This window comes from Mesorhizobium sp. M00.F.Ca.ET.216.01.1.1, from assembly GCF_004010325.2.
Classification (GTDB): domain Bacteria; phylum Pseudomonadota; class Alphaproteobacteria; order Rhizobiales; family Rhizobiaceae; genus Mesorhizobium.
In genome coordinates this window covers 197,251-215,739 of the sequence record NZ_SADR02000002.1, presented here as the reverse complement: position 1 = coordinate 215,739, position 18,489 = coordinate 197,251, and the positions used below count along the sequence as shown (strand labels likewise).

Below are 18,489 nucleotides of genomic sequence, written 5' to 3'. Positions count from 1 at the left end.
ATAAGACACCCATGAATGTTGCCCCCAATTCATATTCCCGTACCCGCAAGCGTTTGATGGCTGCTGCCGCTTCACTGGCCATAGCCGGCGCTATCGGCTTCGGCGCCGTGGCCACCGGGACAGCCCCCGTCCTTGCCGACGCCGTGCGCGTCGAGGCGCCGCAGGTCCCGAGCTTCGCCGATGTCGTCGAGCGCGTTTCGCCGGCGGTCGTCAGTGTCCGCGTCAAGTCCAAGATCGAGCCGGCGGCCGACGACGGCTCCGACCAGTCGGACGATCCGGACGCTTTCGGCAACCTTCCGGACAATCCGCAACTGCGGCGCTTCTTTAGGGAATTCCGCGGCTTTGGCGACCAAGGCCCGAACGGAATGCGCCGTTTCGGACCCCGTGGCCACAATAACGGCCAGCCGCGGCCGGTGGCGCAAGGCTCCGGCTTCTTCATCTCCGACGACGGCTATCTCGTCACCAACAACCATGTCGTCGAAGAGGGCTCGTCCTTCACAGTGGTGACCAATGACGGCAAGGAACTCGACGCCAAGCTGATCGGCACCGATCCGCGCACCGACCTTGCCGTGCTCAAGGTCGACGGCGGCGACAAGTTCACCTATGTCGACTTCGCCGACGATTCCAAGGTTCGCGTCGGCGACTGGGTCGTGGCCGTCGGCAATCCGTTCGGCCTCGGCGGCACGGTCACCGCTGGTATCGTCTCGGCCCGCGGCCGCGATATCGGTGCCGGCCCCTATGACGACTTCATCCAGATCGACGCCTCGGTCAACCGCGGCAATTCGGGTGGCCCGACCTTCAACCTCAATGGCCAGGTCGTCGGCATCAATACCGCGATCTTCTCGCCGTCCGGCGGCAGCGTCGGCATTGCCTTCGACATACCTGCCTCGACCGCAAAGCAGGTCGTGCAGGACCTGATGAAGAGCGGTGCCGTCCAGCGCGGCTGGCTCGGCGTCGAGATCCAGCCCGTCAATTCCGACATCGCCGAATCGCTCGGCCTGAAGTCTGACAAGGGTGCGCTCGTTTCCAGTGCCCAGGACGATGGCCCCGGCAAGAAGGCCGGCATCACCGCCGGTGACGTCATCACCCAGGTCGACGGCAAGGACGTTGCTTCGCCGAAGGAACTGGCCCGCCTGATCGGCGCCTACCAGCCCGGCAAGTCGGTCGACGTCACAGTGTGGCGTGACGGCAAGAACCAGACGGTCAAGGTCGACCTCGGCAAGCTGCCCTCGAGCGACAAGCAGGCTTCGGCCGACGAGCCGGCACCTACGCCAAAGGCCGACACGCTGGCCGATCTCGGCCTCACCGTCACCAAGTCGGACAATGGCAAGGGGCTTGTGGTCACCGATATCGATCCCGACAGCGATGCCGCCGATCGCGGCATCCAGCCCGGCGACGTCATCACCTCGGTCAATTCGACGGAGGTGAACGGCACCGGCGACGTCGACAAGGCAATGGCCGACGCGGTGAAGTCGGGCCGCAAGGCGGTGCTGATGCAGATCACCCGCGACGACAATAACCGCTTCGTCGCTCTGCCCGTCAACAAGGGCTGACGACCGGTTCGACTTTTCCGGCGCGGCGGTTTTCAAACACCTCCGAGCCGCCGCACGGGAAAGCACGGGGCCTGAATACGTTAGTCAGTCATCGTGTTCCGCCCCAGCGGCAGCGGGCTTCCCATCGCCCGTTGCCGCTCAAATGGAGCATGTCGCCCAAAAGTGTGAAGCGGTTTTGGGGTGACGACATGCGCTTCATGGAAAGCCTCGATGCACATGCCGGCCACTCATTCTTCCATCGAAATAGCGTATAACGGCTCTATGAAGATTCTCGTCATAGAGGACGATCGCGAGGCGGCCGATTACCTACAGAAGGCCTTCACCGAGGCCGGGCACACCGCCCATGTCGCCGGCGACGGCGAAACCGGCTTCGCTCTCGCCGATGCCGGCGACTACGACGTGATGGTCGTCGACCGCATGATGCCGCGCCGCGACGGTCTGTCGGTCATTGCCGCCCTGAGATCCAGGGGCAACACGACACCGGTGCTGATCCTGTCTGCGCTTGGCGAGGTCGACGATCGCGTCACCGGCCTGCGCGCCGGCGGCGACGATTATCTGACCAAGCCCTATGCCTTCTCCGAACTGCTGGCCCGCGTCGAGGTGCTGAACCGTCGCGCCAGCGCCAGGGAAGCCGAGACCGTCTACCGGGTCGGCGATCTCGAACTCGACAGGCTGTCTCATTCGGTACGACGGGCGGGTCGCGAGATCACGTTGCAGCCGCGCGAGTTCCGCCTGCTCGAATATCTGATGCGGCATGCCGGCCAGGTGGTGACGCGCACCATGCTGCTGGAAAATGTCTGGGACTATCACTTCGATCCGCAGACCAACGTCATCGACGTCCATGTCTCGCGGCTGCGGGGCAAGATCGGGAAGGGCTTCGACAAGCCGATCCTGCACACCATTCGAGGCGCCGGCTACATGCTCAAGAGCGGGTAGGGCGCTATGGCTCTTTCCGTGCCAGCCCTCATGAAGACGACGGCAGCGCGGCTTTCGGCGCTTTATCTGCTGCTTTTCGCCCTGTGCGCCGTGCTGCTCGTCTTCTACATGACCTCACTGTCGGCGCGCATGCTGACCGGCCAGACCCAGGAGACGATCAACGATGAGGTGCTCGGCCTTGCCCGGGCCTATCAGCGCGGCGGCCTGCCGTTGCTGGTGCGCGTGGTCGAGCAGCGCTCCCGCCAGCCCGGTGCCAATCTTTATTTGATCGCCGACACCAACGGCCAGATCCTGACCGGGAACGTGCAAAGCCTGGAGCCAGGCGTCATCGAGACCGAAGGCTGGACAACCCAGCCGTTCTCCTACCGGCGCTTCGGCGAGGGCGAGCTCGAGCGGCAGCGCAACCCGGCCTCGGCCCCCAACGATACGCAATCCGGCCAGAATGAAGTGCAGGCGGAAGGCGAAAAGGGCCACAACGCCATTGCCCTAGTGCTGCGGCTGCCGAACCAGATGATCATGCTCGTTGGCCGCGACCTCGGCGAGCCGGAGCGGTTCCGCGCCATCATCCGCCGTGCCTTGATGCTGGCGCTGGGCATGATGGGGCTTGGTGGGCTTCTCATATGGTTCTTTGTCGGACGCGCGGCGCTGAAGCGCATCGACAGCGTGTCGGAGGCCAGCCGCCGCATCATGGGCGGCGACCTCTCCGGCCGGCTGCCGGTCACCGGCGCCGGCGACGAGTTCGACCGATTGTCGGAAAATCTCAATTCGATGCTGGCCAGGATCGCCACGCTCAACGAGGGGCTGAAGCAGGTCTCCGACAACATCGCCCACGATCTGAAGACGCCGCTGACCAGGCTGCGCAATCGCGCCGAGGCGACGCTTTCCGGTAAGCACAACACCACCGACTACCGGCAGGCGCTGGAAGGGACGATCGCCGAGTCCGACCAGCTGATCAAGACCTTCAACGCCATCCTGATGATCTCGCGACTGGAGGCGGGCTATTCGTCCGAGACCACCAGCCGGGTCGATCTGGCAGCCGCCGTGCGCGATGTCGTCGAGCTCTACGAGCCAGTGGCGGAGGAGGCGGGTGTGACGATCGAGACCACCGTGCAAGGCGCTTTTGCCGTCAATGGCAATCGCGAGCTGATCGGCCAGGCGTTGTCGAACATCGTCGACAACGCGATCAAATATTCGACCGATGCCACGAGCAAGCCAACCGTTCGCGTGACACTTGATCGCGCCGACAAGGAGATCAGGCTTTCCGTCTCCGACAATGGCCAGGGCATTCCCGACGATGTCGACCGCGCCAGGGTGACCGAGCGTTTCGTGCGGCTGGAAAAAAGCCGCTCGCAGCCGGGTTCCGGCCTGGGCTTGAGCCTCGCCAAGGCGATCATGACTTTCCACAACGGACGGCTTGATCTTCTGCCCGGTAGTCCCGGATTGTCAGTCGTCATGAGCTTTCCCGCACGGGAGGACCACTGATGGCCATGAGGGCGGCTGCGAAACGGGCCGAAACGGAATGGCTTTTAAGGCCGGCGGCAAGGCTTGTCCCGCTGGACGAACACCGCGCCCGGCGGGAATTGTCGGAGATCGCCTCCGCCGCACGGGAAGACAAACTGCCCCGGCTGGCGAAATTCCTGGCCGGCAAGGGCACCGTCCAGGATTTCCTTGCTGCCGTCTTCGACCTGTCGCCGTTCCTGCGCGACGTTGCCCGCCGTCGGCCGCAGATTCTCGACACGCTGTTCGACGAGACGGTCGAGGCCAGGCTGGTAGCGATCGGTGCGGCGATCGACAAGGCGCCGCGCACCGAGGCCGTCTCGGAGACCAGCCTGATGATGGAACTGCGCCGGCTGAAAGCGGAAGCGCATTTGCTGATCGCCCTGGCTGATCTGGCCGGCGAGGCCGACACCTCGCTGACGGTGCGGCGGCTGAGCGATCTCGCCGATGCCTGCACCCGCGCCGCCGTCGATTTCCTGCTTCGCGACGCGCACGAGCAAGGCAAGCTCAGACTGCCCGACCCTGACCGACCGGCGCTAAAGTCGGGCTGGATCCTGCTAGGCATGGGCAAGCTTGGCGCGCATGAGCTGAATTTCTCCTCCGATATCGACCTCGTCGTGTTCTTCGACCCGGAAGCGCCTGCCGTCATCGATCCGCTCGATGCGACGGAGCTGTTTTCGCGGCTGACCCGGCGGCTGGTGCGCATCCTGCAGGACCGCACCGAACACGGCTATGTTTTCCGCACCGATCTTAGGCTTCGTCCCGACCCCGGTTCGACGCCGCTGGCGATTCCGGTCGAGGCCGCACTCCGCTACTATGAGGCGCGCGGCCAGAACTGGGAGCGCGCCGCCATGATCAAGGCGCGTCCGGTGGCGGGCGATATGGCTGCGGGCGCTGCGTTCCTGAAGGACCTGCAACCCTATATCTGGCGCAAATACATGGACTACGCGGCGATTGCCGACGTCCATTCGATCAAGCGCCAGATCCACGCCCACAAGGGCCACGGCCAGATCGCTGTCAAAGGCCACAACGTCAAGCTCGGCCGTGGCGGCATTCGCGAGATCGAGTTCTTCGTCCAGACCCAGCAGCTGATCGCCGGCGGCCGCTTTCCCGAACTGCGCGGTCGTGAGACCGTGCCGATGCTGGGTGAGCTTGCGGCGCGCGGCTGGATCACGGCCGACGCCCGCGATGCGCTCACCCGGCAGTACTGGTTCCTGCGCCGCGTCGAGCACGCCGTCCAGATGGTCGCCGACGAGCAGACGCATATGCTGCCGGAAGACGATGAGGGGCTGCGGCGCATCGCCGGCATGCTGGGTTTTGCCGATGCGGCAGCGTTCGCCGAAGCCTTACGCGCCGCACTGCAGCAGGTCGAGAGCCATTACGCGGCGCTGTTCGAAACCGCGCCAGAGCTTTCTGCCGGCGTCGGCAATCTGGTCTTTACCGGCGATGTCGATGACCCTGACACATTGCGGACCCTGCAGGGCCTCGGCTTCCAGCGGCCGAGCGACATCTGCCGCGTCATCCGCGGCTGGCATTTCGGCCGCTATCGCGTCACGCGGTCGGCCGAGGCGCGCGAGCGGCTGACAGAACTGACGCCGGCGCTGCTGCAAGCATTCGGCCGGACGCGCCGGGCGGACGCGGCGGTGATACGCTTCGACGAGTTCCTCGCCGGCCTGCCCGCCGGCATCCAGCTGTTCTCGCTGCTGCAGTCCAATCCGGCCCTGCTCAAGTTGGTGGCGACGATCATGGGCGCCGCCCCGCGGCTCGCCGCGATCATCACGCGCCGGCCGCATGTCTTCGACGGCCTGCTCGATCCGGCGCTTTTGACCGAGCTGCCGGACCGCGCCTATCTGTCCGCGCGCCTCGCTGCCTTCCTCGAAGGCGACAGAGCCTATGAGGACGTGCTCGACCGCTTGCGCATCTTTGCCTCCGAGCAGAAGTTCCTGATCGGCGTCAGGCTGCTCGCCGGCTCGATCGATCCGGCCCGCGCCGGCCGCGCCTTTTCCGACCTTGCTGATCTCACCATCGACGCGGCGCTGCAGGCGGTCATCGCCGAGTTCGCGCTGCGCCACGGCCGCATCGCCGGCGGCACGGTTGCGCTGCTCGGCATGGGCAAGCTCGGCAGCCGCGAACTGACGGCAGGTTCGGACGTCGACCTCATCCTGCTCTACGACCATGATGCAGATGCCGACGAGTCCGACGGCGACAAGCCGCTCGCCCCATCCCACTATTACGCACGGATGACGCAGCGGCTGATCGCCGCCGTTTCAGCGCCGACGGCCGAAGGCGTCCTCTACGAGCTCGATCTTCGCTTGCGGCCGTCCGGCAACAAAGGGCCGGTGGCCACCCATATCGATGCCTTCAAGAAATACCAGCGCAAGGACGCCTGGACGTGGGAGCACATGGCGTTGTCGCGGGCCCGTGCGATCGGCGGCGACCGGGCGCTGTGCGCCGAGGTCGAGGCCGAGGTGGCGGCGGTGCTCGCCCTGCCGCGCGACAGCGCCAAGGTAGAGGCCGAGGCGTCCGAAATGCGCACCATGGTCGACAAGGAGAAGCCGCCGCGCGATCTCTGGGACATCAAGCTGATCCCGGGCGGCCTCATCGATCTCGAATTCATCGCGCAGGTGGCGGTGATCACCGGAAAGGTCGAAGCCGGCCGCCGGGTCACCGGGACGGCCGAGGTCCTTTCGCGCCTGACGCCGGATTTCGCCACAGCACAGGTCAGGCAGGAGCTTTGCGACGCCTATGCGCTCTATCTGGCGCTGACCCAGATGACGCGGCTCTGCCTGACCGGCGTTTTCGAACGGGACGACGTTCCGCCGGGGCTTTCAGATATGCTTCTGGCGGTCACCGACCTGCCAGATTTCGGTGTGCTGGAAGCACACCTGAAGGAGACGTCGCAAAAGGTCAGAAAGGATTTCGACCTTTTGCTTCGTGCGAAACGACCGTGAGGGCTGCGAGGCCAAACGGCTGTTTCGGCGAGAGCGTCGGACCCAAAAGTGATGACCGGTTTTTGGAAATTCCGATGCTCAAACAAAGAGATAGAGCGGCGCTTGAAAATTCGCGGCTCTAGCATCGGGGGTGACGATGCAACAGGAGAAGACCATGAGAAAGTCAACCAAACTTGCACTCGCTTTCGTAGCCCTGGCCGGCGCCGTCGGCAGCGCAGCCTATGCCGACGAGCATTCCGGCGGTGGACCACGTCAGGGCATGATGATGCGCCTGGACAAGGCCTTGAACGATAATGACGGTACCATCACGTTCGACCAGTTCTCCGACACCATGAACGCACGGCTGAAGAAGATGGTCGCCGACAATGGCGGCAAGCTTACCGTGGCACAGCTTGCCGACGCTCTGGAGAAGGCGCGCTTCGAGCAGATGGCCAAGCGCATCATCGATCGCTATGACACCAGGGGCGACGGCACGCTGACCACCGACGACATCACCAGTCGTCAGAAGAAGGTCTTTGCCATGCTCGACAAGAACAATGACGGCAAGATCGAGAAGAAAGAACTGCCCAAGCGCGGCGGCTTTGGCCGTCACCGCCAATGGGATGGCGGCGGTAGCGAAGGCGACGACAGTATGCAGTGATACCTAATACAAGGCCCGGCGGCGCAAGCCGCCGGGCCTTGTACTGAGCCAGGGGCAATGGCCGTGAATAAAACCGACCTTTCCGACGTCTATAGAGACTACATTGCCTGCCTGAACAAGCAGGGCTGGTCGAAGCTGGGACAGTTCGTTCATGACGAAGTGATCCATAACGGCAGGCGGTTCGGGTTGTCAGGTTATCTCAAAATGCTGGAGAGAGATTTTGATCAGATTCCGGACCTTTACTTCAATGTCCAGATGCTGATTTCCGATCCACCTTACATAGCGAGTCGCATAGGCTTCAATTGTACGCCAACGGGAAATTTCCTTGGTCTTCATGTGAACGGCAGGAGAGTCTCCTTTGCCGAGAATGTGATCTATGAATTTCGCGACGAAAAGATCTTGCAAGTATGGTCTGTTATAGACAAGGCAGCCATCGAGGCTCAGCTTTAGCTCGAAAACCGCAGGAATAATGGGGCTGAGCCTAGATCTAGGCCGCCGCCTTCACCAATGGCGTCGCCTTCTTGACCGGAATGCGCACCGACACGATCGTGCCGACGCCTTCGGTCGAGCGGATTTTCAACGCGCCGCCCTGGAGTTCGGCCAGCGAGCGCGAGATGGCGAGGCCGAGGCCGGATCCGGCATGGCTCTTGGAGAACTGGTTCTGCACCTGTTCGAACGGCCGGCCGAGCTTGCTCAGCGCCTCCTTCGGGATGCCGCAGCCATTGTCCTCGATGGTCAGCACCAGCGCCCCGGATGTGTTGCGCGCCCTGACCGATATGTGGCCGCCCTGGCCGGTGAATTTCACCGCATTCGACAAAAGGTTGATGACGATCTGCTTGATCGCCCGGCGATCGGCATAGAGCCGCATCGAATCGGCGATGCGGGTTTCCACGGTGATCGATTTTTCCGCTGCTTGCAGTGAAACGACGCGCACCGTTTCGCGGATCAGCGGACAGAGATCGATCTCCTCTCGATCCACCGAGAACTGGCCGGCCTCGATCTTTGACATGTCGAGGATGTCGTTGATGACGCCGAGCAGATATTTGCCGCTGCCGTTGATGTCGGCGGCATATTCCTCGTAGCGCGGCGAACCGAGCGGGCCGAACAGGCCTTGTTCCATCAATTCGGAAAAACCGATGATGGCGTTGAGCGGCGTGCGCAATTCATGCGACATGTTGGCCAGGAACTCGGATTTGGCCCGGTTCGCCGCCTCGGCACGCTCGGTCTCCTTCATGTATTTGCGGTTGAGCTCGACGAGTTCGCGCGAGCGCTCTTCCTCCGCCCGGCGGGCAAGGCTGAGGTCATGGATCGTCGCCATCAGCCGGCGCTCGCTGTCGACCAGCTTCTCCTGGTGCAGCTTGATCTGAGTGATGTCGGAACCGACCGAGACGATGCCGCCGTCGCGGGTCCGCAACTCGTTGACCTGCAGCCAACGGCCGTCGGCAAGCTGCCGCTCGAAGGTGACGCCGCCTTGCGGCCCGTTGGTGTTGGCAAGCCGCCGTTCCGAGGCGAAGGCCAGCATGCGCTCTTCCAGCGCGGCGCGCGAGGCACCGGGCACCACGTCGCGGTCCGACAGGCCATTGTCCTGCTGGTACTTGGAATTGCACATGATCAGGCGTTCGGAAGCATCCCACAGCACGAAGGATTCATTGATGTTCTCGATCGCCGTCCTCAGCCGCATGTCCGCCGCTTCCGAACGCAGCGCCAGATGCCGTTGCTCGGTGACGTCGACGGCAATGCCGATCAGTTGGATCTCCGGCGCTTCCGGATCGATCACCTGGGCTCTGGCGCGCATCCACACCCACTGTCCCTCGGCGTGCCGCATGCGGAACACCTGGTCGATGTGATCGATCTCGCGTTCGACGATCCTGTTGGCGAGCTTGAACAGGTCGCCGTCATCGGGGTGGATGATCTCGGCGACCTCGCCGAACGACAGCATGGTGTCGCAGGGCTCATAGCCCAGCATGTCGTACATAGAGCGCGACCAGTACATCCTGCCGCGCACCATGTCCCAGTCCCACAGGCCGCAGCGGCCGCGCACCAGCGCCATGTCGATGCGCTGGTGCGCCTCGAGATAGATGCGGTCGGCAGCCTGCGCGCGCGCCGCCTGGCCAAAATAGGCGTAGAGGATGACGATCAGCACGCCGGCCGTCAGCACGAACAGCGTAACGTTGAGCGAGACGGTCTTGCGCCAGCTGTCGAAGACCGCTTCCTGCGGCACAAGCACTGCCGCGGCATTCTTCCTGTCGCTTGTCAGGTTCACCGCCGCATACCAGTCCTGCCCGCCGATGCTGACATCCATGACGCCGGCGCGGTCGCCGAACATGAACAGCGGCTGGCCGCCCTGGACGAGGCCGTCGAGCGATCGCCCCTGCCAGCCCGTCGACAGCGGCGTCAAGGCAACGATCTTGAAGGCGCCGTCGGTGATCGCCAGCACATGGCTTCGGCCCATCGCGCCCTGGCGTCCGGTGCTCTGCAAAAGGTTCTGCGTGGCCTCGGACGCCACATTCGTGTCGGCGGCGATCGCGCTGGCCAGTTGACCCGCTGCCAGTGCCAGGATCGCCTTGGCGTCACGCTCCACCACGTCGCGCTCGTTCATCAGCGAGAGCAAGCGCAGCGCCGCGATGACGATCAGGAAGACGATGATGAGGGCCGGTATCGATCGGCGCAGGAGGGGCTCGGCTGCCAGCAGCCGTCGGTAGGCGGGTTCGGCGATGAGCCGCGTGTTGCCGGCGAGGCTGTCGCCTCGTGTCCTGCGCCGCTCAAAAGCCGTCCCGCCGGGCGCGCCCCACGCGTCCGTCTTGGCCATAAATGGCACTCCCCGAATTCCGGTATGCCCGAACTGTTACAGGCTTGCGATCCGGCAACACCGCACTTCCGAATCGTCTGTAAAGAATCAAAGGTGATTCGCCTTGTCCAGAGGCGCGGCGAAAAAACATTAAAAATCGACTAAAAATAACGCCGAAACTGCCAATCTCCCCACAAGGGGAGATTGCACCTCACGCCAGCGTGCGCTCGACGATGTCGCGCAAATCGGCCGACAGGTTTTCGGCATTGGCGATCGAAAGCAGCGCTTCCCTCGCCTTGGCCTGGCGTACGGGTTCGAGCGAGCGCCATGACCTGAGCGCCGTCGCCAGCCTTGCGGCCACCTGCGGGTTGCGCTTTTCGACCTCGAGCACGGTCCGTGAAAAGAACCGGTAGCCCTCGCCGTCGGCGCGGTGAAAGCCGGTCTGGTTGGCGCTGGAGAACGTGCCGATCAGCGAGCGCACCCGGTTGGGATTGGCCATCGAGAAGGCCGGATGGCTGGTCAGGGCGCGCACCACGTCGATGGTTTGCGGACCGGGCACGCCGGCCTGGATCTGGAACCACTTGTCCATGACCAGTGCATCGGATCCATATTTGGCCTCGAAGTCGGCCAGCGCCTTGATGGCTTCGGGCGAACCATGATGGCGGTGCGCAAGCACGGTGAGTGCGGCGGCGCGGTCGGTCATGTTGGTCGCCGTCTGGAAATGCCGGGCGGCAAGCCTGGCACCTTCTGGCAGCAGCGAGAGATAATCCAGGAGGATGTTGCGCAGCGCCCGCCGTCCGGCGCTCGCCGCGTCAGGGCTGAACGGGCCATTGTCGGCAAGCCGGTCGTAGAGGCTGGAGAATGTCTCCCGGTTCGCCTCGGCGATCGCAAGCGCCAGCGCCTCGCGGCCCACGAAGATGGCGTCGGGGTCGATGTTCTTGCCGATGTCGCGGGCGATGTCGGCCTCGCCGGGAAGTGCTAGCGCCAGCGCCCGATAGGCCGGCTCCAACGTCTCGTCGCTGGCGATCTTGCCGGCAAGCTCGGTCAGGCGGGCGGCGAAACCCGGCTGCTTGCCGTCCAGGACCTGGCGGAAGGCTGATATCAGCGCATCGGTCAACAGCGTGTTGAACGCCTGCCAGCGCGAGAAGGCGTCGCTGTCATGGTCCGCCAGGAAGAACTGGTCGACGGCCTTCTGCTCGACCGAGAGCGTTATCGGCGCCGAAAAGCCGCGGTTGAGCGACATCGCCGGGCGCTCGGCAACGCCCGAGAAGCGCACCATGTGGCGACGCTTGCGGATATGGATGACGCCGTCCTCGACGCTGGCGCCTTCGACGTCGCGATAGGCAACGGGCTTACCGCCGGCGCCGACTAGGCCGAAGGCAAGCGGTATGTGCATCAGCCGCTTGCGGCTTTCCGATGGCGTCGGCGGCACCGACTGCTCGATTTCGAGCGTGAATTCCTGCGCTGCCGCATTGTGTGTCGAACTGACGGTCAGGTTTGGCGTGCCGGCCTGATGGTACCAGAGCGAAAACTGCGACAGGTCGCGGCCGGAGACGTCCTCGAACACCTTGATGAAGTCCTCGATCGTCGCCGCCTGGCCGTCATGGCGCTCGAAATAGAGGTCCATGCCGGCGCGGAACGCTTCGGCACCAAGGATGGTGCGGATCATGCGCACCACCTCCGAGCCCTTTTCGTAGACCGTCGCCGTGTAGAAATTGTTGATCTCGCGGTAGCGGCGCGGCCGCACCGGATGCGCCAGCGGCCCCTGGTCCTCGGGAAACTGGTGCGCGCGCAGCGTGCGCACCTCGGCAATGCGCTTCACCGCCCGCGAGCGCTGGTCGGCGGAGAACTCGTGATCGCGAAAAACCGTCAGCCCTTCCTTCAGGCAAAGCTGGAACCAGTCGCGGCAGGTGATCCTGTTGCCGGTCCAATTGTGGAAATACTCATGCGCGATGATCGCCTCGATATTGGCGAAATCGGCGTCCGTCGCGGTCTCCTGGTCGGCCAGCACATATTTGTCGTTGAAGATGTTGAGGCCCTTGTTCTCCATCGCGCCCATGTTGAAATCGGACACAGCAACGATATTGAAGACGTCGAGGTCGTATTCGCGGCCGAACGCCTCCTCGTCCCATTTCATCGACCGCTTCAGGGCGTCCATGGCATAGCCGGCGAGCCTTTCCTTGCCGGGCTCGACATAGATGCCGAGCTCGACCTTGCGGCCTGACATGGTGACGAAGCTGTCGGCAACCTTGCCAAGCGCGCCCGCCACCAGTGCGAACAGATAGGACGGCTTGGGGAAGGGATCGTGCCAGATCGCATAGTGCCAGCCGTCGGCAAGCGCGCCGCTGCCCGCCGGGTTGCCGTTGGAGAGCAGCAGCGGCGCCTGTTCGCGCGGCGCCTCGATGCGCACCGTGTAGACGGACAGGATATCGGGGCGGTCGAGGAAATAGGTGATACGGCGAAAGCCCTCGGCCTCGCATTGCGTGCAATAGACGTTGCTGGAGCGGTAAAGGCCCATCAGCGCTTCGTTGCGTGCCGGCGCCAGCTCGGTCTCGAGGAGGAGTTGGAAGCGGCTTGTTGCCGGCGGCGTTGAAATGGTCAGTTGATCCGGCGTGACGAGAAAATCCGCCGGCGCGAGGTCGCAGCCATCGATCGCGACGCGCAAGAGCGTAAGTCCGTCGCCGTCCAGCACCAGCGGCGCTGACGCCGCTATGCCGTCGCGGCGTTCGACCGTCAGCACCGCGGTGACACGGGTTGCGTCTGGCGAAAGGCGGAAAGTCAGGCTGGTTTCCGGAATGAGATAATCGTTGGGGCGATAGTCTTCGAGCTTGAAGACCTGGCCGGTATCAGTGCGCATTCCGTGGGGTTTCCTGTCGATTCCCGAGGGCGGTGGACGGGTCCGCTGGTCCAAAAAATTTGAAGTCCGCGCTCTTTACACGAAACGGTCCCTCGACAAAACTGCAGCAACGCCTATTTCAGGCGTTCATTTTCCAATCACCGTCGCGAGGCATTCATGACCGTCGTCACGCCGAAATTCGGGATGGGCGCTTCCGTGCTGCGTCGAGAGGATCAGTCCTTCCTCAAGGGCGAGGGCCGCTATACCGACGACATCCAGCCGGCCGGCCTCCTGCACGGCTATGTCTTGCGCTCGCCGGTGGCCAAGGCAAGCTTTACGATCGGTTCGACCGACGCGGCCAACGCGGCGCCCGGCGTCCATCTGGTGCTGACCGGCAAGGACCTTGCCCATCTCGGCGACCTCAAATGCGACGTCATGCAGAGGCAGCCGGACGGCACCAAGGCGCCGACCCGCGACATTCCGGTGCTGTGCCGCGACCGGGTCAATTACGTCGGCGACGCCGTCGCCTTCGTCGTTGCCGACAGCCGTGCGCTGGCGCAGGACGCCGCCGAACTGATCGAGGTCGACTACGATTCCGAGGACGCCGCGTCAGGCACGGCGACAGCCCTTGCCGAAGGCACGCCGCTGGTCTGGCCGGAGATCGGCTCCAACCGTGCCTTCAGCTACCACATGGGCGACAAGGCCAAGACCGCGGCGGCTTTCGCCAAGGCCGCTCACGTCACCCGTATCGAATTCGTCAACAACCGGCTGGTCTGCAACTACATGGAGCCGCGCTCGGCGATCGGCGAGTGGAGAGCCGACGAGAACCGCTTCGTGCTGACAACGGGCTCGCAGGGTGTGCATTCCATGCAGTACATCCTGGCCGATGTGTTCAAGATCAAGAAGGACCAGCTGCGCGTCATCACGCCGGATGTCGGCGGCGGCTTCGGGCCGAAGAGCTTCGTCTATCGCGAGCATCCGCTGGTGTTGGAAGCCGCCAGGCTCCTTGGCCGGCCGGTCAAGTGGGCGGGCGACCGCACCGAGCATTTCCTTACCGATGCGCAAGGCCGCGACAATGTCGTGACCGCAGAGATGGCATTGGACAAGGACGGCCGCTTCCTCGGCATGAAGGTCGACCTGCTCGCCAATATCGGCGCTTACGTCTCGCAATACGGCCCGTTCATCCCCTATATCGGCGTCACCATGTCGACCGGCGTCTACGACATAAGGGCGCTCGACGTCTCGGTGACCGGCCTCTACACCAATACCTGCCCGGTCGATGCCTATCGCGGCGCCGGCCGGCCGGAAGCGGCGTTCCTGCTGGAAAAGCTGGTCGACGCCTGCGCCCACGATCTCGGCCTTCCTGTCGAGGAGATCCGCCGGCGCAATTTCATCAAGCCCGAGCAACTCCCCTACCGCACGCAGACCGGTCGCCTTTACGATACCGGTGAGTTCGAAGGACACATGAACCGCGCCATCGAGCAGGCGGAGTGGCAGGCATTCCCGCAACGGCTGGCGCAGTCGAATGCGGCTGGCAAGATCCGCGGCATCGGCATGGCGACCTATATCGAGGCCTGTGCCTTTCCCGGCTCCGAACCGGCTTTCGTCGAACTGAATGGCGACGGCACGGTGACGCTGAAGATCGGCACCCAGACCAACGGGCAGGGGCATGCCACCGCCTATGCACAGTTCCTGTCGGAAAAGCTCCATCTGGATGTAGACAAGATCCATGTCCGCCAAGGCGACACCGACGAGCTGAAGGCCGGCGGCGGCACCGGCGGCTCGCGCTCGATCCCGCTCGGCGGCGTTTCGGCATCGCGTGCCGGCGAGGACCTTGCCGACAAGATCAAGCGCATTGCGGCAGATGAGCTGGAAGCCTCGACCGGCGACATCGAATTGTCGAACGGCGTTGCCCGCATCGTCGGCACCGACCGCACCATCGATTTTTCGAGCATCGCCAAGGCCGCGAAGAACCCAGACGATCTGAAAGGCTTTGGCGAATTCGTGCAGGACGAGTGCACCTATCCGAACGGCACTCACATCTGCGAGGTCGAGATCGATCCCGACACCGGTGCAACCGAGGTCGTCCGCTACACCATCGTCGACGACTTCGGCGTCACCGTGAACCCGATGCTGCTGGCAGGCCAGGTGCATGGCGGCGTCGTCCAGGGCATCGGCCAGGCGCTGACCGAAAACACGGTCTATGGCGAGGACGGGCAGCTTTTGACGGCGAGCTTCATGGACTATGCCATGCCGCGCGCCGACGATTTGCCGTTCTTCCATTTCGAGACCCGCAACGTGCCCTCGACCACCAATGCGCTCGGCATCAAGGGCGCCGGCGAGGCCGGCACGATCGGGGCAACGCCGGCCGCGCTCAATGCGGTGACCGACGCGCTCTACCGCGCCTACGGCATCAGGCACCTCGACATGCCGGCGACACCGGCGCGCATCTGGGTAGCGATCCGGGAAGCAACGGCAACGTGACAGCCAAGCCAGGATTCCAAGCGGCTGCAATCAGCGGCCACGCCGCTGGGCACAGCACGCTAACCGGTATCATGCTCAAGATCGTGTCGGTGGCGGTCTTTGTCGGCATGTCGTCCTGCATCAAGGCGGCGGGCACCGTGCCGGCAGGCCAGATCGTCTTCTTCCGCTCCTTCTTCGCCATCTTTCCGATCATCGCCTTCCTCGCCGTGCAGGGGAAACTCGGCACCGCGTTCTCGACCAGGCGCCCGCTCAACCACATCGCGCGCGGCGTTGTCGGCGTCGGCGCCATGGGGCTTGGCTTCTTCGCACTGACGCGGCTGCCGCTGCCCGAGGCGATCACGCTGAACTACGCGCAGCCGCTGCTGGTGGTGGTGTTCAGTTCTATCTTCCTCGGCGAGGCCATCCGCGTCTATCGCTGGAGCGCGGTCGCCGTCGGCCTGGTCGGCGTGCTGATTATCTCTTGGCCGGAACTGACGCTGCTGAGCTCGGGCGCCGCCCTCGGCGATCAAGAGGTGCTCGGCGTCATCGCCGCCCTTGTCGCGGCGGCGATCTCGGCCATCGCCATGCTCTTGGTGCGCAACCTCGTCCAGAGCGAGCGGACCGCGACCATCGTTCTCTGGTTTTCGGCAACGGCCAGCATCATCGCGCTGCTGTCGCTGCCGTTCGGCTGGCAGGCGCTGGCGCCGCGGCAGGCGTCACTTCTTGTTGTATCGGGCTTTTGCGGCGGGCTCGGCCAGATCCTGATGACCTCGGCCTATCGCCATGCCGAGGCCTCGGTCGTGGCACCCTTCGAATACACCTCGATGCTGCTCGGCATCGTCGTCGGCTACCTCGCCTTCGGTGATCTGCCGACGCTCAACATGCTTGTCGGCGGCCTGATCGTCGTCGCCGCCGGCATCTTCATCATCTGGCGCGAGCGTCAGCTTGGCCTCGAACGCAGCCGCACCCGCAAGGTAACCCCGCCGCAGGGGTGATCACGGCTTCGGCGTCCCGCCCCGCTCCTTCGCCAATCGTTCGAGCACTGCCCGCGTCTGCTCGTCGGCGGGGAAAAAAGATTCGATCGCCAGTTCAGACAGCGTCACATCGAGCGGCGTGCCGAACACTGTGATGGTGCTGATGAACGACAACACTGCATCGCTATGCGCAAGCCGCAGCGGATGCACGATGGCGTTCGGCTCGACTGGCGCCGGCCGTCCGCCCTTGAGGCCGGACGGATAGGTCCGCAACTCGCGCTCCAGTTCGAGCAGGACCGGGTCGCCAGTGGCATCGTTCTGCTGTTTCAGCCGGTCGAGAAGATGCGCCCGCCATTCCGCAAGGTTGACGATGCGCGGCGCGATGCCGTCGGGGTGCAGGCTGAGACGCAGCACATTGACCGGTGGCGTCAGCAGCGAAGCCTCGGCGACATCGGCCATGAACGGCCCGATGGCGGCATTGGCCGAAACCAGGTTCCAGTGGCGGTCGACGGCGAGCGCTGGGAATGGCTCGTGCCCCTTGAGCACGATCTCCACGGCCGCCGTCGCCGGCGCCAGCGAGGCGTCGGTCAGTGGCCGCTCGCTGAAGCTCGGGGCAAAGCCCGCCGCCAACAGGAGCTGGTTGCGCTGCCGAAGCGGGATCGAGAGCTGCTCGGCCAGATGCAACACCATGTCGCGCGAGGGTGCTGCGCGGCCGCTTTCCACAAAGCTCAGATGCCGCTGCGAAATCTCGGCTTCCATGGCGAGGTCGAGTTGACTCATGCGCCGGCGCGTGCGCCATTCGCGAATGAGGCTGCCGGCGGAAATCTGTGCTGATGCTGTTGTCATGGCCGCAGGGTTAGGCCGGTAACTGATGCATTTCAATTACCTGGGAGATTATGGCCCTCTCCTTCTCCCACAAGAAGGAAGGTGCGCTTGCACTCTCAACCAAGCGCCCGCAGCTTTGCCTTCACTTCGAGGAAATCCCGCCACGCCAGTTTCTTGTGCGCCGGCGTCCTCAGAAGATAGGCCGGATGCAGGGTCGGCATGGCGGGAATGACGATGCCGGCCGCCGTGGTGTGGACGCGCCAGTTGCCGCGCAGCCGCAATATGCCTTCGGTGGCGTTGAGCAAGGTCTTTGCCGAGGGACCGCCCAAATTGACCAGAACCTTGGGATTGACCAGCTCGATCTGCCGTTCGATGAACGGCCGGCAGATCTCGGTCTCATGCGGTGTCGGCGTGCGGTTGCCCGGCGGCCGCCACGGGATGACGTTGGCGATATAGGCCGAATTCCGGTCGAGGCCGATCGCCGCCAGCATGCGGTCGAGCAGGCGGCCGGAGCGACCGACGAACGGCAGTCCCTCGATGTCCTCGTCGCGGCCGGGAGCCTCGCCCACCAGCATAACCGCGGCATTCGGATTGCCGTCGGCGAACACCAGGTTCTTGGCGGTGAATTTGAGGTTGCAGCCGTCGAATGTCGCCATCAGCTGGCGAAGCTCGTCCAGGCTTGCCGCCGTCGTCGCCAATTGCCGCGCTAGTGCAGCCTGCGCTTCGTCGGGCACCGTCGCAGGGGCAGTGGGCGCGCGCACCGCCGGTGCCGCGTTGAGCCGGTCGCTTATCTCGGCGCGCGACACGCTGGTCGAGCGCTGCGGCGCGGCGCTTTCAGCAATTGGCGGCGCGGCCCGCTCCGGCGGCTTTGACGGAGCCTCGGCAAACCTGTTCACCGGCTCGTCTTCGAGCGCTTCGTCGACGCCGGCGCTGGCGTAGAAGGCCAGCAGATCGCGCAGGTCCGGTCGGTTGTTTCGGGAGACGGCAGTCATGGCGCCACATTCGGCCGAGCGGCAGAAATTTGCA

At 64.2% G+C, this 18,489-nt stretch carries 12 protein-coding genes; 8 read left to right on the top strand and 4 right to left on the bottom strand.

All coding sequences use genetic code 11. From position 1 onward, the window contains the following. Positions 1-11 precede the first annotated feature (11 nt). From EN859_RS03865 to EN859_RS03840, 6 genes are all read left to right on the top strand, one after another. Positions 12-1,553, top strand: a complete 1,542-nt coding sequence (locus tag EN859_RS03865) for a Do family serine endopeptidase (RefSeq protein ID WP_127851606.1) — start codon at positions 12-14, stop codon at positions 1,551-1,553. A 261-nt stretch (positions 1,554-1,814) separates the two neighbouring features. Next, complete coding sequence (locus EN859_RS03860; RefSeq protein ID WP_189501674.1) at positions 1,815-2,489, top strand: response regulator transcription factor; 675 nt, start codon at positions 1,815-1,817, stop codon at positions 2,487-2,489. A 6-nt stretch (positions 2,490-2,495) separates the two neighbouring features. Then, positions 2,496-3,971 carry an ATP-binding protein gene (locus EN859_RS03855; protein ID WP_127851604.1) on the top strand — a complete coding sequence of 492 codons (1,476 nt, stop codon included), beginning with the start codon at positions 2,496-2,498 and terminating at the stop codon, positions 3,969-3,971. A gap of 5 nt (positions 3,972-3,976) precedes the next feature. Further along, positions 3,977-6,937, top strand: a complete 2,961-nt coding sequence (locus EN859_RS03850) for a bifunctional [glutamine synthetase] adenylyltransferase/[glutamine synthetase]-adenylyl-L-tyrosine phosphorylase (protein WP_189501710.1) — start codon at positions 3,977-3,979, stop codon at positions 6,935-6,937. Between the two features lie 154 nt (positions 6,938-7,091). After that, entirely contained in the window at positions 7,092-7,577 is a 486-nt protein-coding gene (locus EN859_RS03845; protein ID WP_127851602.1) for a hypothetical protein, read from the top strand. 63 nt (positions 7,578-7,640) lie between these two features. Further along, positions 7,641-8,027 (top strand): ester cyclase, encoded by a 387-nt coding sequence (locus EN859_RS03840; protein WP_127851601.1) that lies wholly within the window; start codon positions 7,641-7,643, stop codon positions 8,025-8,027. A 37-nt stretch (positions 8,028-8,064) separates the two neighbouring features. On the opposite strand, the gene EN859_RS03835 is transcribed toward EN859_RS03840, so the two are convergent. Continuing rightward, a complete protein-coding gene (locus tag EN859_RS03835) occupies positions 8,065-10,386 on the bottom strand; it encodes a PAS domain-containing sensor histidine kinase (RefSeq protein WP_127851600.1) in 2,322 nt (773 codons plus the stop codon). A 190-nt stretch (positions 10,387-10,576) separates the two neighbouring features. Continuing rightward, positions 10,577-13,222 carry an aminopeptidase N gene (pepN, locus tag EN859_RS03830; RefSeq protein WP_127851599.1) on the bottom strand — a complete coding sequence of 882 codons (2,646 nt, stop codon included), beginning with the start codon at positions 13,220-13,222 and terminating at the stop codon, positions 10,577-10,579. A 156-nt stretch (positions 13,223-13,378) separates the two neighbouring features. Here pepN and EN859_RS03825 point away from each other — a divergent pair, with 156 nt between their 5' ends. Further along, the gene (locus EN859_RS03825) at positions 13,379-15,685 is read left to right on the top strand and encodes a xanthine dehydrogenase family protein molybdopterin-binding subunit (protein ID WP_127851598.1); all 2,307 of its coding nucleotides are present in this window, start codon (positions 13,379-13,381) and stop codon (positions 15,683-15,685) included. Between the two features lie 71 nt (positions 15,686-15,756). Beyond that, positions 15,757-16,659, top strand: a complete 903-nt coding sequence (locus EN859_RS03820) for a DMT family transporter (RefSeq protein WP_127851815.1) — start codon at positions 15,757-15,759, stop codon at positions 16,657-16,659. Here EN859_RS03820 and EN859_RS03815 read toward each other — a convergent pair whose 3' ends face one another. Both EN859_RS03815 and EN859_RS03810 read right to left on the bottom strand, forming a co-directional pair. Further along, complete coding sequence (locus EN859_RS03815) at positions 16,660-17,484, bottom strand: helix-turn-helix transcriptional regulator (protein ID WP_127851597.1); 825 nt, start codon at positions 17,482-17,484, stop codon at positions 16,660-16,662. Positions 17,485-17,579: 95 nt separating this feature from the next. Further along, positions 17,580-18,455, bottom strand: coding sequence for a uracil-DNA glycosylase (locus EN859_RS03810; RefSeq protein WP_127851596.1), 876 nt, complete (start codon positions 18,453-18,455; stop codon positions 17,580-17,582). Positions 18,456-18,489: the final 34 nt, after the last annotated feature.